This is a genomic window from Psychromarinibacter sp. S121 (assembly GCF_049801035.1).
Classification (GTDB): Bacteria; Pseudomonadota; Alphaproteobacteria; order Rhodobacterales; family Rhodobacteraceae; genus Psychromarinibacter.
The window spans coordinates 5,001-28,298 of the sequence record NZ_JBNAGE010000009.1 but is presented as its reverse complement, the minus strand read 5'-3'; the positions used below and the strand labels follow the sequence as shown (position 1 = coordinate 28,298).

Genomic DNA, 23,298 nt, shown 5'->3' with positions numbered 1-23,298 from the left:
GCACCTCGCGGGGCGTGTGCCGCATTGACTGTCCGGTTCGCGTTATTAACCTGAAGTCAGTTTTCGGCCTGACGTGGGACAGGCAATGCCGAGGGGGCGAAAATGATCTGGTCCAGAACCCTTCTTGCTGCCGTTGTGCTTGCCGTGGCGGGCCTGCCTGCCACCGCGCAGGATCTCACCCTTGGCGCCAGAGTGCCTGACGGGGCCGACATCACCACGATCAGCGAAGCCGTCACCGGCGACGAGACCGCCGAATTCCGGTTCAACGCCGAGGTCGGGCAAACGGTGCGGGTCACCCTGACCTCGGACAATCCGTCCACCTACTTCAACCTTTACGCGCCCGGGCGTGGTCCCGGCGACGAGGCGCTGGCCGTGGGCGAGTTCACCAGTCCGCCGAACGACTGGTCGCGCACCCTGACGCAAACAGGCGAATACACCGTGACGGTCTACCTGTACCGCGCCGCCGCGCGGCAGGGCGAAACCTCTAACTTCACGCTGAATATCTCGGTCGACAATGCGGCCAACGAAGTGCTTGCCGGCGACTTCGCGGACTCGCTGGGGGGCGGCCCCGATGTATTTGCCGTGTCCGTCTCTCCGGGCGGTTCGCTGAACCTGCGCGCCAGCCCCACGTCCTCGTCGGCGGTGCTGGCCGGGCTTCCCAACGGTCAGGGTCTGCGCAACCTCGGGTGCCGGATGGTGGACGGCGGGCGCTGGTGCAATGTCCTGACGCTGACCGATCCGGAAATCGAAGGCTGGGTCTCTGGCGATTACGTGGTCGAGGCGGACGCGTCGTCGATGCCGCTGCCGATGTCCGCCCCCGCGGGCGCGCCCGAGGACACCCGTGTCGATGTCGCGGCGGGCTCGCCCGGTGCGGAACTGCTGGGGCTTCTCGCGCCCGGCGACTCGCGCCGCTATGTGCTGCAAGCGTACAGCGGCCAGACGCTGAACATCCGCGTGGTCCCCGAGGGGCCGCCGATCACCTACCGGATCATCAACCCCGACAGCACCGTGTTGCAGGATCGGCTCTCCAGCATCCGCGACTACGCGGCAGAGCTGACACAGTCCGGCGACCACATCGTCGAGATCACGAACCGGACCGACGCCGATGTGACCTATTCGGTCGTCTTCGCGGTCGAGTAGCAAGGGCATCCGCCCCCTATCCCCCGGGCCGCGCTTGGCGAATCTCCGCAACGTGAAATGTCGACAGGTGCAAACCCGCGCCGACATGCTTAAATGCGCGGCATGAAACTCTTTCGCCTCCTCCTTCTGCCGCTGCTTCTGGCGGCATCGGTTCAGCAAGCCTCTGCGGACGCGCTGAACCTGAACCAGATCTCGGCCTACCTGAACTCGATCACCGATGCGTCGGGCCGGTTCACCCAGATCAATGACGACGGCTCTATCGCGACGGGCACGATCTACATCCGCCGCCCCGGGCGGATCCGGTTCGAGTACGATCCGCCGAACGACGCACTGGTCATCGCCGGCGGCGGGCAGGTCGCGATCTTCGACAACAAGTCGAACCAGCCGCCCGAACAGTACCCGCTGCGCCGCACGCCGCTTAGCATCATTCTGGAGCGGAACGTGAACCTTGGCCGCGCCAACATGGTGACCGCGTTCGAATACGACGGGACCTCGACCATGATCGTGGCGCAGGACCCGGAGAACCCCGAGTACGGCAACATCCGTCTGAAGTTCACCGGCCCGCCGATCGAACTGCGCCAGTGGATCATCACCAGCGGCGACGGTACCCGCACCACGGTCACGCTGAACGATCTGGACACCGAGCAAAGCCCGCGCGTTGGTCTGTTCAACATTCCCGACGAGATCCGAAAGCGCGGTCTTTGATCGCGCCCTTCCCCGAACGCGAAACGCCGCCCCGTCGAGGGCGGCGTTTTTCATTCCGGAACCTGCGAACTAGCGGCAGCTGCGCAGCTGGATCTCGTACATGATCGCGCGTTCCTGCACGCTGTCCGCATAGCGCATCAGCCACGGCTTCGCCTTGAAGCTTCCCCGCGCATAACCCGCCTGCCCTTCGTGATAGGCAAGGTACTGGTTGCGGGCGTCGCGTTTGGAAATGCCCAGCCGCCGCTCGGTATTGGTCATGTACCAGCCGATGAAGTCGGTGGCGTCGCGGATATCGTCCCGCTTGGCGTTCCGGCGCCCTTCGGCGGCAAGGTATTCATCCCAGGTGCCGTCCAGCGCCTGACTGTAGCCGTAGGCCGAACTGAGCCGGCCCATCGGGATCACGCCCAGCGCGAACTTAAGCGGCGTGCGCGCGTCGCCCTCGAACTTCGACTCGTGGTAGATCGTCGACATCTGGACGTGCACAGGCACGTTCCATTTGCGCTCCGCCCGGCGGAACGCACGTTTGAAGTCCGGACGCTCTGCGAGAATCGCGCAAGCGTTGTCCAGATTTCGCGGCGGTTCGACACTGCCGCCGCCGCAGGACGCGACGAACGCCAGCAGTATCAATGCGCGAAGGGTCCTGCCCATATGCCCCTCTTGTGTTCTTTTGCCTATGGAGACTAAAGTAAAAGTCACGCGTACGAAACGGAATTTTGTTTTCGACCCCTTCACGAATCCGTCCGTGTCGTGGCGATTGCGCAGGTCGACGAAACCACTGTCGGACCTGACCTTACAGACTGTTTCCCCGAATTTACGGGCGGTTGCATGGACGCAGGCGCTCGACTCCGGTAAGAATCTGGCGAAACGGGGGCAAAATTATGTTCAAATCGCGCGCCAAGTATTCTCTGGGCCAGGTCGTACGTCACAAGAAGCACCCCTTTCGGGGCGTCGTGTTCGATGTGGACGCCATGTTTTCCAACACCGAAGAGTGGTACCGTGCGATCCCCGAGGACAGCCGTCCGTCGAAAGAGCAGCCCTTTTATCACCTGCTGGCCGAGAATGAGAACAGCTACTACGTGGCCTACGTCTCGGAGCAGAACCTTGTCGCCGATTACTCCGGCGAACCTGTCGACCATCCCGACCTGCCGGACCTGTTCGGCGATTTCGAGGACGGTCACTATCCGCTGCAGGTGCAGCTGAACTGATCCTGCGGGATCGCCCCTCTCAGAACGGAACGGACGCCTTGAAGGTCACGCCGACCCCGCCGTCGGGATGGCGCAGACGCAGGCTTTCGGAATGCAGCATCAGCCGCGGGAAGTCGCGTGCGGGGCCTTCCGCATAGAACGGGTCGCCCAGGATCGCGTGGCCCAGCGCCTTCATGTGAACCCGCAACTGGTGGCTTCGCCCCGTCTTGGGCATCAGGCGCACTCGCGTTGTCTCGGCGCCATTCACATCTTCGAACCGCATCACCCGCCAGTCGGTATGAGCGGGCTTGCCGTTCTCGTGATCGACCATCTGCAACGGGCGGTTCGGCCAGTCCACGATCAGCGGCAGGTCCACGGTGCCTTTCGCGGGCTCCAGCCGGCCCCAGACGCGGGCGACGTAGGTTTTCTTGGTCTGCCGTTTCTCGAACTGCAGCCCCAGATGCCGCTGGGCCGAGGGCGTCAGCGCGAAGATCATCACGCCGGACGTGTCGCGGTCCAGCCGATGCACCAGCAGGGCCTCGGGAAACGCGTCCTGCACCCGGCTTAGCAGGCAGTCGGAAAGGTGCTCGCCCTTGCCCGGAACCGACAACAGGCCAGAGGGCTTGTCGACCACGAGGATCTCGTGATCGGCGTGGATCACCTCTAGCGGAGTGTCGGGCGGGTTGTAGACATCGGACATGACCGGCGGCCTAGCGCTGCGCAGACAAGGACGCAAGCCGCCAGCGGCGGCTCAGGCGACGCCCGGCCGCGCAAAGACCGACACAAGGATCTTCGCCAGTTCCGCTGCATCCGTATCGTCGAACGCATCGGGCCGGTCGCTGTCTATGTCGAGCACCGCGATGATATCGCCGCCCGCGTCGCGCACCGGCAGCACAATTTCCGACCGGGTGGACGAGGCGCAGGCGATGTGGCCGGGGAAGGCATCGACGTCAGGCACCAATTGGGTTTCACCGGTGCGCGCGGCGGCGCCGCAGACCCCTTTCGCGAAGGGGATGACAAGACAGCCGTGACCACCCTGATAGGGACCGATCTTCAGAATCTCTGGCGCGGTGACGCGGTAAAAGCCTGTCCAGTCGAACCGCTCGTCCGAGTGGTGAAGCTCGCAGGCCACCGTGGCCATCAGGGCGACGGCGTCGGTTTCGCCTTCCGTCAGCGCGCCGATGGTCTTCGTGATGGCGGGATAGTCGATGCGCATGGCGGGCTCCGTGTCCGGTTCCGGTTGGGTCTGTGCTGCGCCGTAGATATTTGCGGCGCAGCGCAGCGTCCAGAGCCGCGCTCACCAGATGGTAACCATTGCGCCCTAACCTGCCCGACACACGGCGATGGAGGGACCGATGCAGCTGGAAGCCGAGGACCGGGACGGTGTCCGGATCGTGCGCGCGATGGAACCGCGGCTTGATGCGGTGATCGCGGTGCAGTTCAAGGATGCGTTTCGCGATCTGACCGCCGACGCGCCACCCCGGGTCGTTCTGGACCTTGCTGCGGTGGAATTCCTCGATTCCTCCGGCCTTGGCGCCATCGTCGCCGGGATGAAGCATCTTGCTCCCGACCGACGGCTGGAACTCGCCTCGCTTGGCCCCATCGTCTCCAAGGTGTTCAGCCTGACCCGAATGGATACCGTGTTTCCCATCCATGCCGATGTGGCGCAGGCGCTGGCAGCGCCGGCCGATGCCCCCTGAAACGTCGTCAGTGCAGGACGGCGCCGGCGAAACGGGGACATGCCCACGACCACCGTGGCACCTGACGCCGACGCTGGCCGAGGTACGCCAAGCGCTTGCGGGGATCGTGGCGGAATGGCGGACGCGCGACATACCACCGGATCTGATCACTCGGGCCGAGCTTGTTTTGGCAGAGGTGCTGAACAACGTGGTCGAACATGCCATGCGGAATGTCCCCGACGGTCGTATCACCGTCGACTGGAAGCTGGACAGCGGACGTCTTGTGCTGTGCGTCACGGATGACGGGCGACCCATGCCGGATGCCAACTTGCCATCCGGACGCCTTCCCGAAGCCTCCGGGACTGCCGCCGACACCCCCGAAGGCGGTTACGGCTGGTTCCTGATCCGGCATCTTGTCGACGCGCTGACCTACCAGCGGCATGGCGGGACGAACCGCGTGTCCATCACGCTTGCGCCTCGCCCCTGACCCCGTGGTCCGGCCCCCCGTCAATCGTTGGCGGGTCGTAAACTATTGCGGCGCGGGCGAGGCAACCGTGCCGGATACGCCGCGAAATGACCTTGCGTCAGTCACACCGCAGCCCGCAACGGGCGGGATAACGGGATTGTAGCTGAATGGCTAAGCCCGGCAGGGTGCATATTATAGCCCCCACCCAATGTGCCCTGTCGGGACCGTTCAGCCCCTGCCCGCTATCCGGGCGATTTTCCCCGCCTTTTCCGGTTCCAGACCCGCGCGCGACGCAGTAGGCTTTGCCGAAAACCCGGAAAGGCCCTCCTGCATGAACCAACCGCGCTCGTTTCAGGCGCCCGGCCGCTCGCCCGTCTTCGCGGCGAATGGCATGTGCGCCACCTCGCATCCGCTGGCCGCAAAGGTGGCGGTCAACATGCTTGAACAGGGCGGCAACGCGGTCGACGCCGCCATCGCCGGTGCGGTCCTTCTGGGCATCTGCGAGCCGCAGATGACCGGCATCGGCGGCGATTGCTTCGCGCTGATCAAGCCGGCGGGGGACGAGCGGATCGTCGCGCTGAACGGGTCGGGCCGCGCGCCCTTTGGTCTGGACGCGGCAGAGATGCGCGACCGGGGGCTGACCGCGATCCCGACCACGGGGGTCGAGGCGGTGACCATCCCGGGCGCCATCGATGCCTTCTGCAAGCTTAGCGACGACTACGGCATCAAGGGTCTGGACGAGGTGCTGGCCCCCACGATCCGCTATGCCGAGGAGGGCGTTCCCGTCGCACCCCGCGTTGCGCGGGACTGGGACGAATCGGCGGGGCTGCTGCAAGGACGCGCGCGCGACTTCTATCTGTGCCGCGACGGCCGCGCGCCGGTGCCCGGCACCGTTTTCCGCCACCCGCAGCAAGCCGAAGTCCTGCGCCGCATCGCGGCCGAAGGACGCGCCGGGTTCTACGCCGGGGAAGTGGCCGAGGACATGGTCGCATCGCTGAACGCGCTTGGCGGCACACACACGCTGGACGATTTCGCCGGAACCGCCTGCCTTTGGGGCGACCCGCTGTCGACCGACTATCGCGGCACCGATCTGGTCGAGCATCCGCCAAACGGTCAGGGGGCCACGGCCCTGCTGCTTGCGAATATCCTGTCGCACTTCGATCTTGCCGCGTTGGACCCGTTCGGCGCGGAACGCGCGCATATCGAGACCGAGGCGACCAAGCTGGCCTATGACGCCCGCGCCCGGTTCATGGCCGATGCCGACCACATGACCCGGCTTGCGCATATGCTGGACCCGGCCACCGCCAAGGCGCTTGCCGCGCTGATCGACCCGGCCCGCGCGATGCCCACGCCCGCGGCGCTGTCCGAGGCGGTGCATCGGGATACGATCTACATCACGGTTATCGACCGCGACCGCATGGCGGTCTCGCTGATTTACTCGGTGTTCCACAGCTTCGGCTCCGGCCTTGCCAGCGACAAGTTCGGCATCCTGTTCCAGAACCGGGGCGCCGGCTTTACGCTGGAGGAAGGCCACCCGAACGAGGCGGCAGGCGGCAAGCGTCCGATGCACACGATCATTCCCGGCATGTTGCGCCGCGACGGCAAATTGCACATGACCTTCGGCGTGATGGGCGGCCAGTACCAGTCTTGCGGCCATGGCCGGTTCCTGACCAACGTGACCGACTACGGCATGGACCCGCAGGCCGCCATCGACGGCCCGCGCCTGTTCCCCGAACCGGGCGGCCCGCTGACCATCGAGGCCGGTTATTCCGACGCGGTGAAACAGGACCTTTCGGACCGTGGCCACAAGCTGCAGCCCGTGCCCGTAGGCATAGGCGGCGCGCAGGCGATCCGCATCGACCACGACACCGGCATCCTCGAAGGGGGTTCGGACCCCCGCAAGGACGGCTGCGCGTTGGGCTACTGAGGAGAAGACCGCCATGCCGATCCGCCCCGTGAAAGAGCTTGTCGCCGAGGCGAAGGCCCGCATCACGACGCTGTCACCCGAAGAAGCGAAGGCGCAAGCCGACTCTGGCGACGCACTGCTTGTCGACATCCGGGACGTGCGCGAGTTGAAACGCGAGGGGCGCGTGCCGGGCGCCTTCCACGCGCCGCGCGGCATGCTGGAATTCTGGATCGACCCGACTTCGCCCTATCACAAACCTGAACTGGCGGGAGACCGGACGCTGATCCTGTTCTGCGCCAGCGCGTGGCGGTCGGCGCTGTCGGCGGATGCGCTGCAAAACTTCGGAATGACCAACGTCGCCGAAATCGGCGGCGGCTTCTCGGCATGGCGCGACGCCGGCCTGCCAGTGGAGACACCCGAAGGCAGCTGAGATGCGGCAGATGGGCGCCACATCGCCCAAACCGCCGGGGCGTGATGGTGCGACTGCTTGCGCATGTTTACGAATTGGCGCTTACTTTCCCCAGACGCGCAGTCGATGGAGGATAAAGAGTGGCCAGTGACGATCTCGAGAATGGCAATCGTCCCCTGACCTTGCGCGATGTGTCCGAGGCTTCGGGCGTCAGCGAAATGACGGTCAGCCGGGTGCTGCGCAACCGCGGCGACGTCTCTGCCGCGACACGCGAAAAGGTTCTCGAAGCGGCGCGCGAGCTTGGGTACGTCCCCAACAAGATCGCCGGCGCGCTTGCCTCGCAGCGGGTGAACCTTGTCGCCGTGATCGTGCCGTCGCTGAAAAACCTCGTCTTCCCCGAAGTGCTGTCCGGCATTTCCGAAGTGCTGGACGAAACCCATTTCCAGCCGGTGTTCGGCGTCACCAACTACAAGCCCGAACGCGAAGAGAAGGTGCTGTACGAGATGCTGTCGTGGCGTCCGTCCGGGGTGATCATCGCGGGGCTCGAGCATTCCGACGCCAGCCGCGCGATGCTGAAATCCGCGGGCATCCCGATTGTCGAGATCATGGACACCGACGGCGAACCGATCGACGCGATGGTCGGTATCTCGCACCGTCGCGCCGGCCGCGAGATGGCGCAGGCCATCGTCAAGCAAGGCTATCGCAAGATCGGCTTCCTTGGGACCAAGATGCCGCTGGACCACCGCGCCCGGAAACGGTTCGAGGGGTTCACGCAGGCGCTTGCCAAGGAAGGGATCGAGATCCACGACCGCGAGTTCTACGAAGGCGGCTCTGCCCTGCTGAAGGGCCGCGAGATGACCGAAACGATCCTCAAGCGGTCGCCCGATCTCGAGTTTCTGTATTATTCGAACGACATGATCGCCGCCGGTGGCTTGATGTACTGTCTCGACAACAACATCGACGTCCCCGGTCGGGTCGGGCTGGCCGGGTTCAACGGTGTCGAGCTTCTGGACGGCTTGCCGGTCAAGCTGGCCACCATGGACGCCTGCCGCGCCGAAATCGGGCGTGAAGCGGCCCGGATCATCGCCCAGCGCGCCAGCGGCGAAGAGGGTGGCGGCGAGAAGGTTGTGCTGACCCCGACGATCGAACTGGGCGCGACGCTCAAGCGCTGACCCGCGCGGCGCCCCGCGCACGCTTGGCCTGCGCGGTGGACAATCCGGCGTCCGGCCTGTTAATGCCGCGCGACAGACGCGCGGGTCACAGTGGTTTTGGGGCGTATCATGCCGGCGGTTTCGGTCGTCATTCCCATGAAGAACGAAGAGGGCAACATCGGCCCTCTGGTCGAGGGTATCTCGGCCGCGTGCTCCGTGCTGCCCGACTACGAGATCATCGTGGTCGACGACGGCTCGACCGACGCCACCGCAACCCGCGCGAAGGAACTGATGGCAGACCACCCGGTCCGTCTTCTGCAGCACGCGACATCGGGCGGTCAAAGCGCGGCGGTGCATTCCGGTGTGCTGGCCGCGCGCGCGCCCATTGTCTGCACGCTGGACGGCGACGGCCAGAACCCGCCCGAGGAACTGGCGAAGCTGTGGGTGCCGTTGATGGAGGACGTGTCCGTCGGGCTGGTCGCCGGGCAGCGCGTCAAGCGGCAGGACACGTGGTCCAAGCGGCTGGCGTCGAGGCTGGCGAACGGCATCCGCCGCTGGGCGCTGAAGGACGGGACCCGCGACACCGGCTGCGGCCTGAAGGGGTTCCGGCGCGAAGCCTTCCTACGGCTGCCCTACTTCGATCACATGCACCGCTACCTTCCCGCGCTGTTCGCGCGCGACGGCTGGGGCATCCGGCTGGTTGACGTCGCGCACCGGGAAAGGCAATCGGGCAGTTCGAACTATAACAACCTTCAGCGCGCGCTTGTCGGGATCTACGACCTGATCGGGGTCGCGTGGCTGATCCGCCGCCGCAAGAAGGCCGCACCGCAAGAGGCAACGCGCCCATGAACGACACGATGCAGACTTTGTTCAACTGGCTGCACGTCGACACCCTGACCGAGTTCTGGTGGGTGGTCTTCGGGCTGGCCGGGCAGTTGCTGTTCACCTGCCGGTTCCTTGTCCAGTGGATCGCATCGGAACGCGAACGCCGCTCGGTCATTCCGATCGCCTTCTGGTATTTCTCGCTGGGCGGCGGGCTGGTCCTGTTCACCTATGCGCTGTACCGCGCCGACCCGGTCTTCGTGCTGGGACAGTCGCTTGGCGTGGTGATCTATGCCCGAAACCTGTGGCTGATCCATGCGGAGAAGCGCGGTGTCTGATACCCGCCGATGGCTGATCCCCGCAGCCGCGGGCGTCTTGGCCATCACCTTCGTCCGCGTCGTCCTGCTTGCCCTGAACGGCACCGACCTCTTCGTCGACGAGGCGCAGTACTGGCTGTGGGGTCAGGAGATGGCGCTTGGATACTACTCCAAGCCGCCCCTGATCGGCTGGGTGATCGGGCTTTTCACCGTCTTCTCGGATGCGACCTTCTGGGTCCGCCTGCCGGCGCCGCTGTTCCACGGCGCGACGGCGCTGATCCTTGGGGCCATCGCCGATCGGCTGTTCGGAACGCGGGCCGCCATCTTCACGGCGCTGGCCTACGTAACGCTGCCGATGGTCGCGCTGGCGAGCCTGCTGATCTCGACCGATACGATCATGTTCCCGTTCCTTGCCGGATCGCTGGCGATGTACCTGAAGGTGCTCGACACGCAGGACCGCAAGGCCGCGGCGTTGACGGGTCTTTTGCTGGGCCTCGCGTTCCTTGGGAAATACGCCGCGATCTACTATCCGATCTGTGCGGTGCTGGCGGCGTTCTTCTTTCACGAGGCGCGGCCCACGCGCCGCAACGTCGGCATCATCCTTGGTGTCTTCGTTCTGACGATCTCGCCCAACCTGCTGTGGAACCTGCTGAACGGCTTTTCCACCGTGTCGCACACGCTGGACAATGCCGACTGGGTCCGCGACCCCGGCAGCCGCGCCAGCCTGAATTTCGGCGGGCTGGTCGAGTTCTTCCTGTCGCAGTTCATCGTGTTCGGGCCGGTTCTGTTCGCCGCGCTGCTGATCATCGCCGCCCGCGCCCGCAAGCGGTCGCCGGTGGTGCAGTTCCTGCTGATCTTCGCGCTGCCGATCCTTGCCATCGTCTGCGTGCAGGCCCTACTAAGCCGCGCCTATGCGAACTGGGCGGCGGCGACCTATATCGCCGGCCTGCTGGTCGCGGTGCCGTGGCTTCTGCGCCGTCACCGGGCGTGGCTGATCACGTCCTTCGCGATCAACGGCTTCTTCTGCGTGCTGCTGCCCATCGCCAGCGTGATGCCCGCAAGCTTTACCTGGAACGGCGAGCAGCTTCTGTCACGCTATCTTGGCCGCGCCGAGATGAGCGAAACGATCATCGACATCGCAGGCGACCTTGGCGTGGGCGCCATCGTGGCGTCGAACCGCGATATCCTCGCCGACCTGTTCTATACCGGGCGCGACGCAGGCATCCGCATGTACGCGGTTCCGCCAGAGGGCCGCGCGCCGCATCACTACGCGCTGAAGTATCCGTACCGCGCCGACGGCGGCGACGTGCTGCTGGTGCTGCCGCAGGGGTCAGAGCCGCCCTGCCCGGCAGAGGCGATGAACCTTGCCGAAATGGCCCCCACGGACGGCGCATATCGCGACCATCCGCAAGAGCTGTTCCTGTTGCCGGGGCTGTGTATCGCGACGCCCTGAGGCGATGCGGGATTACAGGAAGTCTTCCTCGACTTCGGACACGTCGACATCCAGCTTTTCCAGCCCGGATTCGAGGTAGTCGGGCAGCATCGGGATGCCCAGCAGGTAGGTCGAGGTCGGGCCGGTGCGTTCGCTGACGGCAGTCTGCACCGCTTCGTCCCATTCCTCGGCCTCGAAGGTCTCGCGTCCGATCCACATGATCGCCACAAGCTCTGCCTGCTGGTCCTCGGGCAGGTTCTCGATGAACTCGCGCAGCTCGGTTTCGGTGGCGTCACCGCGGCGCATTTCGAGGATCGAGTCGGAATCGATCGAGTCGCCGGGGCTGTCCCAGCGACCGACTTTCGCGTCCAGCTCGCGGGCACGGAAGATAACGTGCGCGACGCGGCGTGCGGAAATCTGCATCTCGGCCATTGTTTCGGCTCCTTTCTTCGGTCCAACACTCTCGCGAGCGTGGGGTTGAGACCATGATCTGGCGCAAAAGGTGGCTTGTCCATCCCCGATTGCAGCGCACGAATTCGTGTGCGGTCAGTCGCGCCCGACCATGGCGCATAACATCTCGAACATGATCGACACACCAAGGAACGCCGTTCCGCCCGAAGCGTCGAAGGGCGGCGAGACCTCGACAAGGTCGGCGCCCGCGATATCGACGCCTGCCAGTTCCCGCGCGACGCAAAGCGCTTGGAACGAGTTCGGCCCGCCAACCTCGGGCGTGCCCGTGCCCGGTGCGAAAGCCGGATCGACGAAGTCGATGTCATAGCTGACGTAAGTCGGCTTGTCGCCGGCCACGTCGCGCGCCTCGGCCATCACGTCGGGAATGCCGCGCGCGAAAAATTCCTCGATCTCGACAATGCGCACCCCGTTGGCACGGGCGAAGTCCTTGTCCTCGGTGTCGTAGGCGCTGCCACGGATCCCGATCTGGATCACCCGTTTCGGGTCCAGCAATCCTTCTTCCACCGCACGGCGGAAGGGCGTGCCGTGGGTGTACATCTGGCCCCCGAAATACGAATGGAAAAAGTCCGTATGACTGTCGAAGTGGATCATCCCAAGCGGGGCGTCCTTTGCCAGGGCGCGCAGGATCGGCAGGCTGGACAGGTGGTCGCCGCCTGCCGTCAACGGACGGATGCCCGCGTCTGTCACCTGGTCGTAGAACGCGGTGATCCGCGTCATGCTGTCCTGAATATCCGCGGGGTTCGGCCCGACATCGCCAAGGTCGGCGCAGTTCACGGCCTCGAACGGTCGGACGCTCGTCGCCCCATTTTCGGCCCGGATCATCGTCGACGCATCGCGCAACTGGCGCGGACCGTGACGCGGACCGGGGCGGTTCGTCGTTCCGCTGTCCCACGGAACCCCGATCACGCCGATGTCCACCTCGCCGAACCGGTCATGGCCGGGCGGAACCACAGGCAGCCGCATGAAGCTGGGCACGCCGGCAAAACGGGGCAGGTCAAAGCCCGACACGGGGTGAAAGAAGGGGTCGCTCATCAAGGGCTCCTGTCGTCTGTCGGCGTCAGCCTAGCACCTGCCCCCACACCCGCAACGCAACCGACCGGAATGCGTTTCCGCGCGTCGAAAATTTTTTCCATCTTTTTTGAAACTTCCTGCGAAACCCTTCGTGGCTGTGGATATCCCGGTTCGGAAACGGCCGGACAAGTAACGAGTAAGTTGTTGTACAGGGTCATCGCGCGTTGCCGCATTCATCCCGTGTTCCGGCTTGTATGCGTCGGAACCAGAATGGCATCGGACCCGGTGTGTGTTGGTAATTTCGGGCATCTTCCGGCCTCTCGGTCCCGGTAGACAGTCTCCCATAGGCCCGAAAGGTTCCCCTTTGATGGGGACCGGGGGTTTCGCGTCCACCAGTCCCCATCCCGGTGGCGCGGAACCCCTATTTTTTGCCTAGCCGCGTTCCGCCCGTCCGGTCAGAAAATCCCTGAGCCGCCGCTGCAGATGCGGGATCGCGTCAGGACGCGACAGGAACTCTGCCACGCCGAACCACCGTAACGCCTGCCCTTCGTCCCCAAGGCGCGCGGACGCCATCACGTCCGCCGGCACCTCGGCCACAAGAAACCAGCGCCGGGGACCCTTCAGATCGTTGGCGTTGGGATAAAGCCGCTTCCAGACGATCCACGCAGGGTCAAGCCGCAGGCCGGTTTCCTCGAGGGTCTCTCTCAACGCGCAGTCTTCGGCGGTCTCGTCCCCTTCGCGCCCGCCGCCGGGCAGATCCCACAGGCCGGGAAAGGGGATGTCCGGGCGATTGTCGCGCATCAAGGACAGCACAACGCCGTCGCACATCACGGCAAGCTTGGCGCCGTCGAAGTCCTGCGCGTTGTCCTCGCCCGCGACCATGGCGCGCCTACAGCCCCAGACCGTCGAGGTGGTCGAACATGATCTCGCCGATTTCCAGCGTGTCCAGCGGCTGCGCCTTGGGGAATTCGCTTCCCGCACGGTCGGCGATGATCAGCGACGTGCCACGATAGCGGGCGACCGTCACGATCCGCTCGAATGCGCCGGTTGCGGCCAGCGCCTCGGACAACGGGCCGTGAAAGCCGATCATATAGCCCGGCCCGGCCGAGGCTTCGTAGCCCGACACGATCAGACGTTGCCCCGTTGCAGCAACCAGCCCGTCGATCAGCGCGGCGAAGGCATTCGGGTCGCGTTGATGGATCAGCACGTCAAGGCAAAGGACGATGTCGCGCGGGCCATGCCGTTCGGGATCGACCATTCCAACCTCGAACGACCACTCTGGCCGCAACGCCCGCGCCCGGTCCAGCGCGGTTTCGGCAAGGTCGAGGCCAAGATAGCCGTTCAGGGACAGTGCATGCACCACCTCGAGGTCGCCGCAGCCGACGTCCAGAATGCTTTCCGCGTCCTCGATCCCCGCAAGCTTCAGGCAGCGCCGCTTGACCGTGACGTAGATCCCGCGAGACCCCTTGCCGCTGCCCAGTTCCGGGTTCACGGCATAGCGATAGGACCAGAACAACCGGTTCTCGAACTCGGACCGGAAGGCGCGGTTCATGACGCGCGCCTCGGGCCGCAAGGCTTCATCGACGTGGCGCAGATCCAGAAGGCCGACCGCGTTGATCCGGCCCCGGATATCGAGATAGCCGCCCACGTCGCCGGGCGGCGTGCCTGGGTCGGACAGCCAAGCGGTCAGCGCCGTCTCCGGATAGTCGACCGCCGCACCCGGTCGCAGCAGCGCACCGGCAGGCACGGCCCCGGTCGCGGCCGGGCCGCCCACAACCGCGACACCCGGCAGGGCGGTGCGGAACCCCTCCCACACGCTGCCGGGCTCGCCCTGCACGGCGATTTCGACCTCGGCATCCGGCGCGAAGGCCAGAAGCGCCTGCGCCGACCGGAAGGCGAAGAAGGCATCGACGGGTGTGTCGAATGCAACGACCTGAATGCGCACGGGAATTCTCCAGCCGGGTTCAACCGGGCGCATACTGCCCCCCCGCCCTGCCCGCGTGCAACCCTTGGCGCGCGGGAAGGGCGATCCCCTCTCCCGTCCGGATCGCGGCCACGCTATTCTGGGCACCGAACCCGCCTTGTGCCCAATCGGACAGCACGCATGCCCGCCCTTTGCCGAGATTGCCTGACCCGTTTCGAGACCGGCCCCCGCTGCCCGTCTTGCAGGTCGCCGCGTATCGTGTCGCACCCGGAACTATGGGATCTGTCCATCGCGCATATGGACTGCGACGCCTTTTATGCCTCGGTCGAAAAGCGCGACAATCCCGAGCTTCGCGACAAGCCGGTGATCATCGGTGGCGGACGGCGGGGCGTCGTGTCCACCGCCTGCTACATCGCGCGGATCAAGGGCGTTCGGTCCGCGATGCCCATGTTTCAGGCGCTGAAGCTGTGCCCCGAGGCCGTCGTGGTGAAGGGCAGGATGGAGAAATACGTCGAGGTCTCGAAACAGGTGCGCGAGATGATGGAGGAGCTGACGCCCTCTATCGAGCCACTGTCGCTGGACGAGGCGTTTCTGGATCTGACCGGCACCGCGCGCCTGCACCACGCGCCCCCGGCTGTGCTGCTGGCGCGGCTGACGAAGCGTATGAAGACCGAACTGGGGATTACCGGTTCCATCGGCCTCTCGCACAACAAGTTTCTCGCCAAGGTCGCGTCCGATCTCGACAAGCCGCACGGCTTCGCGGTGATCGGCAAGGCAGAGACGCAGGACTTCCTTGACCCCCGGCCGGTAAAGCTGATCTGGGGCGTCGGAGCTGCCGCCGGCAGCAGTCTCGAAGCGGCGGGAATCCGGACCTTCGCGGACCTGAAACGGTGGGACAAGGATCAGCTTGTCGCGCGGTTCGGGTCGATGGGCGAACGGCTGTACCACCTTGCCCGTGGCGAGGATCACCGGCGGGTCACGCGCAACGCGCCGGTCAAGTCGATCTCGAACGAGACGACTTTCCACGAGGATACCTCGGACCCCGACGTGCTGGACGGTCATATCTGGCGGCTTTCCGAGAAGGTGTCGGACCGCGCCAAGGCGAAGGGCAAGGCGGGCCGCGTGGTGACGCTGAAGCTGAAGCGCGCGAACCACCGCATCCTGACGCGGCAATCGCAACTGACCGATCCGACGCAGATCGCCGACCGGATCTATCGCACCGCACGTGACCTGTTCGACCACGTCGGCGATCAGGGCCCGTATCGCCTGCTTGGGGTCGGGATCTCGCACCTGTCGGGCGACGAGACCGCCGACCGCTCTGGCGACCTGCTGGACCCGCAGGCGGGCCGCCGCGCCGACGCCGAGCGCGCGACCGACGCGATCCGGCAACGGTTTGGCCCCGATGCGATCGTCAAGGGCCGGTCGCTGCGTTAAGGCCCTTTGATTGCCACAGTATTTCCCCGGATGCGTGATGGACCGTTCCGTGTTCATCCCCTAGGGTTCGCGCTGGGGAGAGCCGGTACCGACAACACGTGGATTTCAGGGTTTATGGCCGAATTTCAGACGACATCATTGGACGGCGTTTACATCATCACGCCGCGCCGGTTCGGCGATCATCGCGGGTTCTTCAGTGAAAGCTACAGCGAACGGGTCTTCTCCGACGCAGGCATCGACATCCGTTTCGTGCAGGACAATCACTCTCTGTCCGGCACCACCGGCACCGTCCGCGGCCTGCATTTCCAGTCGCCGCCCCACGCGCAGGCCAAGCTTGTCCGGTGCGGGCGCGGCCGCATCTTCGACGTCGCCGTCGACATCCGCCGGGGCAGCCCGACCTACGGCCAGTGGACCGGCGCCGAGCTAAGCTTTGAGAACGGCAAACAGCTTCTGGTGCCCGAAGGCTTCCTGCACGGGTTCATGACGCTCGAGCCGGATTGCGAGATCGTCTACAAGTGCTCGGATTTCTACGCGCCGGAATGTGACGGCGCGGTGCGCTGGAACGATCCCGACATCGGTATCGCGTGGCCCGACACCGGCGTCGAGCCTGTGCTGTCCGACAAGGACGCCAAGGCACAGTCACTCGCTGACTTCGACACGCCGTTCACCTACACGGAGCAAGGCTCGTGAAACTTCTCGTCACCGGCGGCGCCGGGTTCATCGGCTCTGCCGTCATCCGGCTTGCCGTCGCGCGCGGCCATCAGGTCGTCAACGTCGACGCGCTGACCTATGCCGCCTGCCTCGACAACGTCGCGGATGCCGCGACCGATCCGGGCTACGCCTTCGAGCAGGTCGACATCCGCAACCGCGCCGAGCTGGACCGGGTGTTCGCCGAGCACAAGCCCGATGCGGTCATGCACCTTGCCGCCGAAAGCCACGTGGACCGCTCGATCGACGGCCCTTCGGACTTTATCGAGACGAACATCACCGGCACGTTCAACATGCTGGAAGCCGCCCGCGCCTATTGGCAGGACGCCGGCAAGCCCGACGATTTCCGGTTTCACCATATCTCGACCGACGAAGTGTTCGGCAGCCTGCCCGCCGACCCGTCGGTGCAGTTCACCGAGACCACGCCCTACGACCCGCGCAGTCCCTATTCCGCATCGAAGGCCGCATCCGACCATCTTGTGCGCGCCTGGCACGAGACCTACGGCCTGCCGGTTGTCCTGACCAACTGCTCCAACAATTACGGGCCGTACCATTTCCCCGAAAAGCTGATCCCGGTGATCATCCTGAATGCTCTGGCCGGGAAACCGCTGCCCATCTATGGCGACGGGTCCAACGTACGGGACTGGCTGTTCGTCGAGGATCACGCCGACGCGCTGCTGCTGGTGGTGCAGAAGGGCGAGATCGGGCGCAGCTACAACATCGGCGGCGAGAATGAACGGTCGAACCTGGAACTGGTCAAGACACTCTGCGGTATTCTCGACCGGCTGCAGCCGAAGGACGGCGGAAGCTATGCCGACCAGATCACCTTTGTCACCGACCGCCCCGGCCATGACGCGCGCTATGCCATCGACCCGACCCGCATCCGCGAGGAGCTGGGCTGGCGGCCCTCTGTGACCATTGAGGAAGGGCTGGAGAAAACCGTGCGCTGGTTCCTCGACAACGAGGCGTGGTGGCGCAAGCTGCAGTCGCGCCACGGTGTCGGCCAGCGGCTGGGTACCGGGGGCGCGGCATGATCCTTGTCTTCGGACAGTCCGGCCAGGTCGCCCGCGAACTCGCCCGCCGCGCTTCCGATGCACGGTTCGTTGGCCGCAGCGAGGCGGACCTGTCGCGTCCGCAGGACCTGAAGGCGATCATCGACCTAGCCGAGCCTTCGGCGGTGATCAACGCCGCGGCCTATACCGCCGTCGACAAGGCCGAGGAAGAACGAGATCTTGCGATGACCATCAACGGCGAAGCGCCGACCGAGATGGCCGCCGCCTGCGCTGCGCGTGGCATTCCGTTCGTGCATATGTCGACCGACTATGTCTTTCCGGGCGACGGTGACGCCCCGACACCGCCCGACGCGGCCACCGGCCCGATCAATGCCTACGGCCAGTCCAAGCTGGCTGGCGAACTGGGCATTCGCGCTGTGAACGGGCCGCACGTGATCCTGCGGACGTCGTGGGTGGTCTCGTCCCACGGCGCGAACTTCGTGAAGTCGATGCTGCGGCTGTCCGAGACACGCGACAAGCTGACCATCGTCGCCGACCAGATCGGCGGACCGACCCCTGCCGGACCGCTCGCCGCCGCCTGCCTTGCCGCCGTCGACGCCCTGAAAGCCGACCCGTCCGTTTCGGGCACCTATCATTTCGCCGGCGCGCCCGACGTCAGCTGGGCGGATTTCGCCCGCGAGATCTTCCGGCAGGCCGGTCGTGACGTAGTGGTCGAGGACATCCCCACCAGCGCCTATCCGACCCCGGCCAAACGCCCGCACAATTCGCGGCTGGATTGCAGCTCGTTGAGCCGGCTCGGGGTCGAACGCCCGGACTGGAAGGCGGAGCTGACTGACATACTGAAGGAATTGGAGAACGCATGACCGCGCGCAAAGGCATCATCCTCGCCGGCGGCTCCGGCACACGGCTTTACCCGCTGACCATGGCCGTTTCGAAGCAGCTCATGCCGATCTACGACAAGCCCATGATCTACTATCCGCTGACGGCGCTTATGCTGACCGGTATCCGCGAGATCGCGATCATCACCACGCCGCAGGATCAGCCCCAGTTCAAACGCCTGCTGGGCGACGGCAGCCAGTGGGGCCTGACGCTGGAGTATATCGAACAGCCCTCGCCCGACGGGCTGGCGCAGGCTTACCTGCTGGCCGAGGATTTTCTGGACGGCGCGCCGTCGGTCATGGTGCTGGGCGACAACATCTTTTTCGGCCACGGCCTGCCCGAGATCCTGCTGCGCGCCGCCGCGCGCGAAAAGGGCGGCACAGTCTTCGGCTATCACGTCGCCGATCCCGAACGCTATGGCGTGGTGGACTTCGCTCCCGACGGCACGGTGCGCGAGATCATCGAAAAGCCCGAGGTGCCGCCGTCGAACTATGCCGTCACCGGCCTGTACTTCCTTGATGGCGAAGCGCCCGAGCGGGCCAAGACGATCAAGCCCTCGGCCCGTGGCGAACTAGAGATCGTGTCCCTGCTCGAGACCTACCTCAAGGACGGCTCGCTGCTGGTCGAGAAGATGGGCCGGGGCTACGCCTGGCTGGATACCGGCACCCACGGCTCGCTGCTGGACGCGGGCAACTTCGTTCGGACGCTGTCTGTGCGGCAGGGGATGCAATCGGGCTGTCCGGAAGAGATCGCTTATCTCGCCGGCTGGATCGATCGCGCGCAACTGAAGAAGCACGCCGAGACGTTCCGCAAGACCGACTACGGCGCCTATCTCGCGCGGCTGGCCGAGGGCCAGTGACGCGTTCAGATCAGGACGGCTGCGCCCGTTTGCGTTCCTGATACCCACAAAAGCAAAGCCCGCCGAAGTGGCGGGCTTGAAAGACTGTGCGTCTCTGCTTGGTTTTGGTTGCGGGAGTAGGATTTGAACCTACGACCTTCAGGTTATGAGCCTGACGAGCTACCGGGCTGCTCCATCCCGCGCCAAGTCCGGGTGTAATATGCCTATGCGCGGGTGACTGCAAGGGCTTCTGCCCGTTTTTTCGACGAAAAATTCTTAATTCTTTCAATGGCCTGACAAATAGCTTTCAAAGTCCGGCAACATCCGGTCCGACTCGGACAACAGCGGGTCCGTGCAGGGCCACTCGATTCCAAGCGAGGGGTCATTCCAGCGAAACCCCCTGCGGACCGAGGCGTCGAATTCCTTCGAAACATCGTTCAGATAGTCGGTCTCGGTCAGCGTATAGAAGGCATTGCAAAGCCCCCGCGAAATCAAAAGCCGTTCGCGCTGCCCCGGCGCGTCGCCCAGCATAAAGCTCTCGTGCTGCCGGAATGTCGGGCTGTCGGGGCGCGGGTCGACCACGACACAAAGGGCAGTGCCCCGGGGGATGTAGATCAGCTTGTCCCACGGCTCGGACCGGAAGCCGCGCAGCGTATTGGCCTGCGACCGAGAGTGGTTGCTTTGGGCAAAGCTATAGGCACGGCCAAGGATTTCCTCGACAGCGCTGGTGCGGTAGGTCTCGGCGAAGAAGCCTCGGCTGTCCTCGATCGGCTCGGGCTGCAGCCGCCAGACGCCGTGGATCCGCGCAGGCTGAACATGGAAGCCCACACGCGGCTGGTGTCTGGCCCTAGTGGTCATGTCTGGCTCCCTCGCTTAATGAGTTCAACAAGTCACGGGAGCAACGCCATGGCAAGAACGCTCATCATCTGCCCGACCCACGATCACGCGGATACGCTGCTTGCCGCCATCCCTGCGGCCCTCGCGCAGCGCGAGAAGGACTGGGAACTGGTTGTGATCGGCGATGGCGCACCGCCCCGAACGGCCGAGATCGTCGAAGGCTTCATGCGCCGCGACAAGCGCATCCGGTACATCGAGCATCCGAAGGGTGCCCACTTCGGTGAAGCCTACCGCGACCCGGTCATCCGCGAGTCAGATTCGGAATTCGTCTGCCACATGGGAGACGACGATATCTGGTCTAACCGTCATCTTGAGACGATGCAGCGGATGCTGGCCGACGCCGACTGGGCCATGGCATCGGAACTCACGATCCGGCCCAATGGCAGGGCCGTCTGGCGGTTCGCAAACCAAAGTGGCGACATGGCGGCAAAGCTTGCGTCCGGCTCGCCCGCCACCATGGTCGCTGGCGGCCTGAACAACGTAGCCGTGCGGCGCAGCGCCTACCTTTCGCTTCCGTCCGGCTGGACGCCAGCGAAAGAGGGCCATCCATCGGACAAGACGATGTGGCTGAAATACCTTCGCAATCCGCAAATCCGGCGGGCCAGCAGCGCCTACGCGACCTATCTCAAACTGACCGGAACAGGAGAGCGACGTGCGATGACGCCCCTCGCCCGCCTGACCGAACTTCAGCCCTTCTTGGCGAAGGTGAATGCCCCCGGCTACATGGACCGTGTCCGCGCATCCGCTCAAATCGGGTTCAACTGCGCGCGTGCCCTGTTCGCGTATGAGGGTGCGACGGAAGCTGACACCTTTGACGGTGGGATGGCCGCAATCGGGCTTCAGCCCTCTGCAACCGATGCTCGTGTCTCCATTGCCGTCGCGGGCGCGCCGATGCGCCTTCCGGTGACGACGATGCAACTTGAGCAACTGGAAACCTGCTGGGCCCTCGCACGCTGTTTGAAACAGGGCCTTCCTTTTTCCGACCGGGTCCGCGAACTCGTCCTTGCGAACGACCGCATTGCTACCGGAGTTTTCACCGAGCTCGCCCGCCAGGACACAGAACTGGCACTAAGTGGCGTGGATCGGGTGGAGGAACTTGGACTGGCCAAACTGGCGTGCCGTCTGAGGCTTCGGCTTCTGTTGACGGCCGGCCAGCTGAACGAGGCACGTGCCATCCTCGACACCGCCCGCAGCAAATGGGCGGAAGCGAAGTGGGTTACGAAGTTCACGCGTGAGCTTGAAGGTATGGAATAAAGGCTGGCGGCTCTCTTCTGACCGAGTGTTCATAGGCCGGACACCTTCAATGCAAGAGATGCCCCCATAACGCGAAAGCGCGCCTTATTCGGCGCGCTTTGTGTGTATTTGTATCGTATTGAGATTGGGTTTTTTCTAGGTTTGGCGGTGACCTACTCTCCCACGTCTTAAGACGCAGTACCATCGGCGCTTCGGCGCTTAACGGTCGAGTTCGGAATGGGATCGCGTGTTTCGCTCGTGCTATGACCACCAAACCAAGGAAAAACCCTGCTCGCATTTTTGTTGCGAGCTACACATCAGGATCCAAGCCAAGGACTTTATCCTTTGGCGTATGCTTTTGATCAGTATTGACGTTGGTCTGTCTACTACTGGATCAAATCAAGCCTATCGGGCCATTAGTACCGGTCAACTGAACGTGTCGCCACGCTTACATCTCCGGCCTATCGACGTGGTGGTCTTCCACGGCCCTCAGGGATACCTTGTTTTGAGGGGGGCTTCCCGCTTAGATGCCTTCAGCGGTTATCCTTTCCGATCATAGCTACCCAGCACTGCCATTGGCATGACAACTGGTCCACCAGTGGATCGTTCACCCCGGTCCTCTCGTACTAGGGGCAACTCCTCTCAAGTATCCTACACCCACGGCAGATAGGGACCGAACTGTCTCACGACGTTCTAAACCCAGCTCACGTACCTCTTTAAACGGCGAACAGCCGTACCCTTGGGACCTGCTCCAGCCCCAGGATGAGATGAGCCGACATCGAGGTGCCAAACGGTGCCGTCGATATGGACTCTTGGGCACCATCAGCCTGTTATCCCCGGCGTACCTTTTATCCGTTGAGCGATGGCCCTTCCACTCGGGACCACCGGATCACTATGGCCGTCTTTCGACTCTGCTCGACTTGTCAGTCTCGCAGTCAGGCTGGCTTCTGCCATTGCACTCAACGAGCGATTTCCGACCGCTCTGAGCCAACCTTCGCGCGCCTCCGTTACTCTTTGGGAGGCGACCGCCCCAGTCAAACTACCCGCCACACAGGGTCCCGGAACCGGATAACGGTCCGCGGTTAGACATCAAGCAGAACAAGGGTGGTATCTCAAGGATGGCTCCACAGAGACTGGCGTCCCTGCTTCGAAGCCTACCACCTATCCTGCACATGTTGTGCCTGATGCCAGTGTGAAGCTGTAGTAAAGGTGCACGGGGTCTTTCCGTCTAACCGCGGGAAGCCTGCATCTTGACAGGCAATTCAATTTCGCTGAGTCGATGTTGGAGACAGCGGGGAAGTCGTTACGCCATTCGTGCAGGTCGGAACTTACCCGACAAGGAATTTCGCTACCTTAGGACCGTTATAGTTACGGCCGCCGTTTACCTGGGCTTCAATTCGGAGCTTGCACTCCTCCTTTTAACCTTCAGGCACCGGGCAGGCGTCAGACCCTATACGTCGTCTTGCGACTTCGCAGAGCCCTGTGTTTTTAGTAAACAGTCGCCACCCCCTGGTTTGTGCCCCCGACCCTCTTGAGCCGGGCCTCCTTCTCGCGAACTTACGGAGGTATTTTGCCGAGTTCCTTCAACATCGTTCTCTCAAGCGCCTTGGTATTCTCTACCAGTCCACCTGTGTCGGTTTAGGGTACGGTCTGATGGAGGGCTATTTCCAGGAACTGTC

Annotated in this window: 25 protein-coding genes, 1 tRNA gene and 2 rRNA genes (1 of these 28 cut by a window edge); 17 read left to right on the top strand and 11 right to left on the bottom strand. The window is 64.3% G+C overall.

Going from position 1 to position 23,298, the window contains the following annotated elements; all coding sequences use genetic code 11:
- The first annotated feature begins 102 nt into the window (after positions 1-102).
- Both ACP156_RS24315 and ACP156_RS24310 read left to right on the top strand, forming a co-directional pair.
- Complete coding sequence (locus ACP156_RS24315) at positions 103-1,140, top strand: SH3 domain-containing protein (RefSeq protein WP_425053944.1); 1,038 nt, start codon at positions 103-105, stop codon at positions 1,138-1,140.
- A gap of 102 nt (positions 1,141-1,242) precedes the next feature.
- A complete protein-coding gene (locus ACP156_RS24310) occupies positions 1,243-1,845 on the top strand; it encodes a LolA family protein (RefSeq protein WP_425053943.1) in 603 nt (200 codons plus the stop codon).
- Between the two features lie 69 nt (positions 1,846-1,914).
- Here ACP156_RS24310 and ACP156_RS24305 read toward each other — a convergent pair whose 3' ends face one another.
- Complete coding sequence (locus ACP156_RS24305; protein WP_425053942.1) at positions 1,915-2,493, bottom strand: lytic transglycosylase; 579 nt, start codon at positions 2,491-2,493, stop codon at positions 1,915-1,917.
- 230 nt (positions 2,494-2,723) lie between these two features.
- Between ACP156_RS24305 and hspQ the strand changes: the two genes are divergently transcribed.
- Positions 2,724-3,050, top strand: a complete 327-nt coding sequence (gene hspQ, locus ACP156_RS24300; RefSeq protein WP_425053941.1) for a heat shock protein HspQ — start codon at positions 2,724-2,726, stop codon at positions 3,048-3,050.
- A gap of 19 nt (positions 3,051-3,069) precedes the next feature.
- Here hspQ and ACP156_RS24295 read toward each other — a convergent pair whose 3' ends face one another.
- On the bottom strand, positions 3,070-3,729 hold the full coding sequence (locus tag ACP156_RS24295; RefSeq protein ID WP_425053940.1) for a pseudouridine synthase: 660 nt from the start codon (positions 3,727-3,729) through the stop codon (positions 3,070-3,072).
- Between the two features lie 51 nt (positions 3,730-3,780).
- Positions 3,781-4,245: a GAF domain-containing protein gene (locus ACP156_RS24290; RefSeq protein WP_425053939.1), complete on the bottom strand. Its 465-nt coding sequence runs from the start codon at positions 4,243-4,245 to the stop codon at positions 3,781-3,783.
- Between the two features lie 139 nt (positions 4,246-4,384).
- On the opposite strand from ACP156_RS24290, the gene ACP156_RS24285 reads away from it, so the two are divergent.
- The 8 genes from ACP156_RS24285 to ACP156_RS24250 all read left to right on the top strand — a co-directional run bounded on the left by ACP156_RS24285 (position 4,385) and on the right by ACP156_RS24250 (position 11,232).
- Positions 4,385-4,729 carry an STAS domain-containing protein gene (locus ACP156_RS24285; protein WP_425053986.1) on the top strand — a complete coding sequence of 115 codons (345 nt, stop codon included), beginning with the start codon at positions 4,385-4,387 and terminating at the stop codon, positions 4,727-4,729.
- A gap of 10 nt (positions 4,730-4,739) precedes the next feature.
- Complete coding sequence (locus ACP156_RS24280; RefSeq protein ID WP_425053938.1) at positions 4,740-5,195, top strand: ATP-binding protein; 456 nt, start codon at positions 4,740-4,742, stop codon at positions 5,193-5,195.
- Between the two features lie 310 nt (positions 5,196-5,505).
- Positions 5,506-7,101, top strand: a complete 1,596-nt coding sequence (locus ACP156_RS24275) for a gamma-glutamyltransferase family protein (RefSeq protein ID WP_425053937.1) — start codon at positions 5,506-5,508, stop codon at positions 7,099-7,101.
- Positions 7,102-7,114: 13 nt separating this feature from the next.
- Entirely contained in the window at positions 7,115-7,510 is a 396-nt protein-coding gene (locus ACP156_RS24270) for a rhodanese-like domain-containing protein (RefSeq protein ID WP_425053936.1), read from the top strand.
- Positions 7,511-7,629: 119 nt separating this feature from the next.
- Positions 7,630-8,661 (top strand): LacI family DNA-binding transcriptional regulator, encoded by a 1,032-nt coding sequence (locus tag ACP156_RS24265; protein ID WP_425053935.1) that lies wholly within the window; start codon positions 7,630-7,632, stop codon positions 8,659-8,661.
- A 108-nt stretch (positions 8,662-8,769) separates the two neighbouring features.
- Positions 8,770-9,489, top strand: coding sequence for a glycosyltransferase family 2 protein (locus tag ACP156_RS24260; protein WP_425053934.1), 720 nt, complete (start codon positions 8,770-8,772; stop codon positions 9,487-9,489).
- Positions 9,486-9,800 carry a lipid-A-disaccharide synthase N-terminal domain-containing protein gene (locus ACP156_RS24255; protein WP_425053933.1) on the top strand — a complete coding sequence of 105 codons (315 nt, stop codon included), beginning with the start codon at positions 9,486-9,488 and terminating at the stop codon, positions 9,798-9,800. Before ACP156_RS24260 ends, ACP156_RS24255 begins: the two co-directional genes overlap by 4 nt.
- Positions 9,793-11,232, top strand: a complete 1,440-nt coding sequence (locus ACP156_RS24250) for an ArnT family glycosyltransferase (protein WP_425053932.1) — start codon at positions 9,793-9,795, stop codon at positions 11,230-11,232. Before ACP156_RS24255 ends, ACP156_RS24250 begins: the two co-directional genes overlap by 8 nt.
- A 12-nt stretch (positions 11,233-11,244) precedes the next feature.
- Here the strand turns inward: ACP156_RS24250 and ACP156_RS24245 are convergent, their stop codons facing one another.
- From ACP156_RS24245 to ACP156_RS24230, 4 genes are all read right to left on the bottom strand, one after another.
- Positions 11,245-11,643 carry a DUF3775 domain-containing protein gene (locus ACP156_RS24245; protein ID WP_425053931.1) on the bottom strand — a complete coding sequence of 133 codons (399 nt, stop codon included), beginning with the start codon at positions 11,641-11,643 and terminating at the stop codon, positions 11,245-11,247.
- Between the two features lie 114 nt (positions 11,644-11,757).
- Positions 11,758-12,714 carry an agmatinase gene (speB, locus tag ACP156_RS24240; RefSeq protein ID WP_425053930.1) on the bottom strand — a complete coding sequence of 319 codons (957 nt, stop codon included), beginning with the start codon at positions 12,712-12,714 and terminating at the stop codon, positions 11,758-11,760.
- 411 nt (positions 12,715-13,125) lie between these two features.
- Entirely contained in the window at positions 13,126-13,575 is a 450-nt protein-coding gene (locus ACP156_RS24235) for an NUDIX domain-containing protein (RefSeq protein ID WP_425053929.1), read from the bottom strand.
- Positions 13,576-13,582: 7 nt separating this feature from the next.
- The gene (locus tag ACP156_RS24230; protein WP_425053928.1) at positions 13,583-14,638 is read right to left on the bottom strand and encodes a class I SAM-dependent methyltransferase; all 1,056 of its coding nucleotides are present in this window, start codon (positions 14,636-14,638) and stop codon (positions 13,583-13,585) included.
- 159 nt (positions 14,639-14,797) lie between these two features.
- Between ACP156_RS24230 and ACP156_RS24225 the strand changes: the two genes are divergently transcribed.
- From ACP156_RS24225 to rfbA, 5 genes are all read left to right on the top strand, one after another.
- Positions 14,798-16,051: a DNA polymerase IV gene (locus ACP156_RS24225; RefSeq protein ID WP_425053927.1), complete on the top strand. Its 1,254-nt coding sequence runs from the start codon at positions 14,798-14,800 to the stop codon at positions 16,049-16,051.
- 114 nt (positions 16,052-16,165) lie between these two features.
- Positions 16,166-16,741, top strand: coding sequence for a dTDP-4-dehydrorhamnose 3,5-epimerase (gene rfbC / locus ACP156_RS24220; protein ID WP_425053926.1), 576 nt, complete (start codon positions 16,166-16,168; stop codon positions 16,739-16,741).
- Positions 16,738-17,793 carry a dTDP-glucose 4,6-dehydratase gene (gene rfbB / locus ACP156_RS24215; RefSeq protein WP_425053925.1) on the top strand — a complete coding sequence of 352 codons (1,056 nt, stop codon included), beginning with the start codon at positions 16,738-16,740 and terminating at the stop codon, positions 17,791-17,793. The genes rfbC and rfbB overlap by 4 nt, the downstream gene beginning before the upstream one ends.
- Complete coding sequence (rfbD, locus tag ACP156_RS24210; RefSeq protein WP_425053924.1) at positions 17,790-18,635, top strand: dTDP-4-dehydrorhamnose reductase; 846 nt, start codon at positions 17,790-17,792, stop codon at positions 18,633-18,635. The genes rfbB and rfbD overlap by 4 nt, the downstream gene beginning before the upstream one ends.
- Positions 18,632-19,510 carry a glucose-1-phosphate thymidylyltransferase RfbA gene (rfbA, locus tag ACP156_RS24205; RefSeq protein ID WP_425053923.1) on the top strand — a complete coding sequence of 293 codons (879 nt, stop codon included), beginning with the start codon at positions 18,632-18,634 and terminating at the stop codon, positions 19,508-19,510. The genes rfbD and rfbA overlap by 4 nt, the downstream gene beginning before the upstream one ends.
- A gap of 105 nt (positions 19,511-19,615) precedes the next feature.
- Here rfbA and ACP156_RS24200 read toward each other — a convergent pair.
- Positions 19,616-19,692: transfer RNA gene (locus ACP156_RS24200), tRNA-Met, on the bottom strand.
- 82 nt (positions 19,693-19,774) lie between these two features.
- Positions 19,775-20,347, bottom strand: coding sequence for a dTDP-4-dehydrorhamnose 3,5-epimerase family protein (locus ACP156_RS24195; protein WP_425053922.1), 573 nt, complete (start codon positions 20,345-20,347; stop codon positions 19,775-19,777).
- 48 nt (positions 20,348-20,395) lie between these two features.
- Between ACP156_RS24195 and ACP156_RS24190 the strand changes: the two genes are divergently transcribed.
- Positions 20,396-21,640: a glycosyltransferase family 2 protein gene (locus tag ACP156_RS24190; RefSeq protein WP_425053921.1), complete on the top strand. Its 1,245-nt coding sequence runs from the start codon at positions 20,396-20,398 to the stop codon at positions 21,638-21,640.
- Positions 21,641-21,779: 139 nt separating this feature from the next.
- Here ACP156_RS24190 and rrf read toward each other — a convergent pair.
- Positions 21,780-21,894, bottom strand: a 5S ribosomal RNA gene (gene rrf / locus ACP156_RS24185).
- A gap of 120 nt (positions 21,895-22,014) precedes the next feature.
- Positions 22,015-23,298 (bottom strand): 23S ribosomal RNA (locus ACP156_RS24180) (it continues 1,535 nt past the right edge of the window).

Coding starts and splice junctions, on each gene's coding strand:
- ACP156_RS24255 (WP_425053933.1), top strand. CDS start 9,486: ATGAACGACACGATGCAGACTTTGTTCAACTGGCTGCACGTCGACACC.
- rfbA (WP_425053923.1), top strand. CDS start 18,632: ATGACCGCGCGCAAAGGCATCATCCTCGCCGGCGGCTCCGGCACACGG.
- ACP156_RS24195 (WP_425053922.1), bottom strand. CDS start 20,347: ATGACCACTAGGGCCAGACACCAGCCGCGTGTGGGCTTCCATGTTCAG.
- ACP156_RS24275 (WP_425053937.1), top strand. CDS start 5,506: ATGAACCAACCGCGCTCGTTTCAGGCGCCCGGCCGCTCGCCCGTCTTC.
- ACP156_RS24270 (WP_425053936.1), top strand. CDS start 7,115: ATGCCGATCCGCCCCGTGAAAGAGCTTGTCGCCGAGGCGAAGGCCCGC.
- hspQ (WP_425053941.1), top strand. CDS start 2,724: ATGTTCAAATCGCGCGCCAAGTATTCTCTGGGCCAGGTCGTACGTCAC.
- ACP156_RS24305 (WP_425053942.1), bottom strand. CDS start 2,493: ATGGGCAGGACCCTTCGCGCATTGATACTGCTGGCGTTCGTCGCGTCC.
- ACP156_RS24235 (WP_425053929.1), bottom strand. CDS start 13,575: ATGGTCGCGGGCGAGGACAACGCGCAGGACTTCGACGGCGCCAAGCTT.
- ACP156_RS24290 (WP_425053939.1), bottom strand. CDS start 4,245: ATGCGCATCGACTATCCCGCCATCACGAAGACCATCGGCGCGCTGACG.
- ACP156_RS24260 (WP_425053934.1), top strand. CDS start 8,770: ATGCCGGCGGTTTCGGTCGTCATTCCCATGAAGAACGAAGAGGGCAAC.
- ACP156_RS24225 (WP_425053927.1), top strand. CDS start 14,798: ATGCCCGCCCTTTGCCGAGATTGCCTGACCCGTTTCGAGACCGGCCCC.
- ACP156_RS24190 (WP_425053921.1), top strand. CDS start 20,396: ATGGCAAGAACGCTCATCATCTGCCCGACCCACGATCACGCGGATACG.
- ACP156_RS24285 (WP_425053986.1), top strand. CDS start 4,385: ATGCAGCTGGAAGCCGAGGACCGGGACGGTGTCCGGATCGTGCGCGCG.
- ACP156_RS24315 (WP_425053944.1), top strand. CDS start 103: ATGATCTGGTCCAGAACCCTTCTTGCTGCCGTTGTGCTTGCCGTGGCG.
- ACP156_RS24245 (WP_425053931.1), bottom strand. CDS start 11,643: ATGGCCGAGATGCAGATTTCCGCACGCCGCGTCGCGCACGTTATCTTC.
- rfbC (WP_425053926.1), top strand. CDS start 16,166: ATGGCCGAATTTCAGACGACATCATTGGACGGCGTTTACATCATCACG.
- ACP156_RS24295 (WP_425053940.1), bottom strand. CDS start 3,729: ATGTCCGATGTCTACAACCCGCCCGACACTCCGCTAGAGGTGATCCAC.
- ACP156_RS24310 (WP_425053943.1), top strand. CDS start 1,243: ATGAAACTCTTTCGCCTCCTCCTTCTGCCGCTGCTTCTGGCGGCATCG.
- speB (WP_425053930.1), bottom strand. CDS start 12,714: ATGAGCGACCCCTTCTTTCACCCCGTGTCGGGCTTTGACCTGCCCCGT.
- rfbD (WP_425053924.1), top strand. CDS start 17,790: ATGATCCTTGTCTTCGGACAGTCCGGCCAGGTCGCCCGCGAACTCGCC.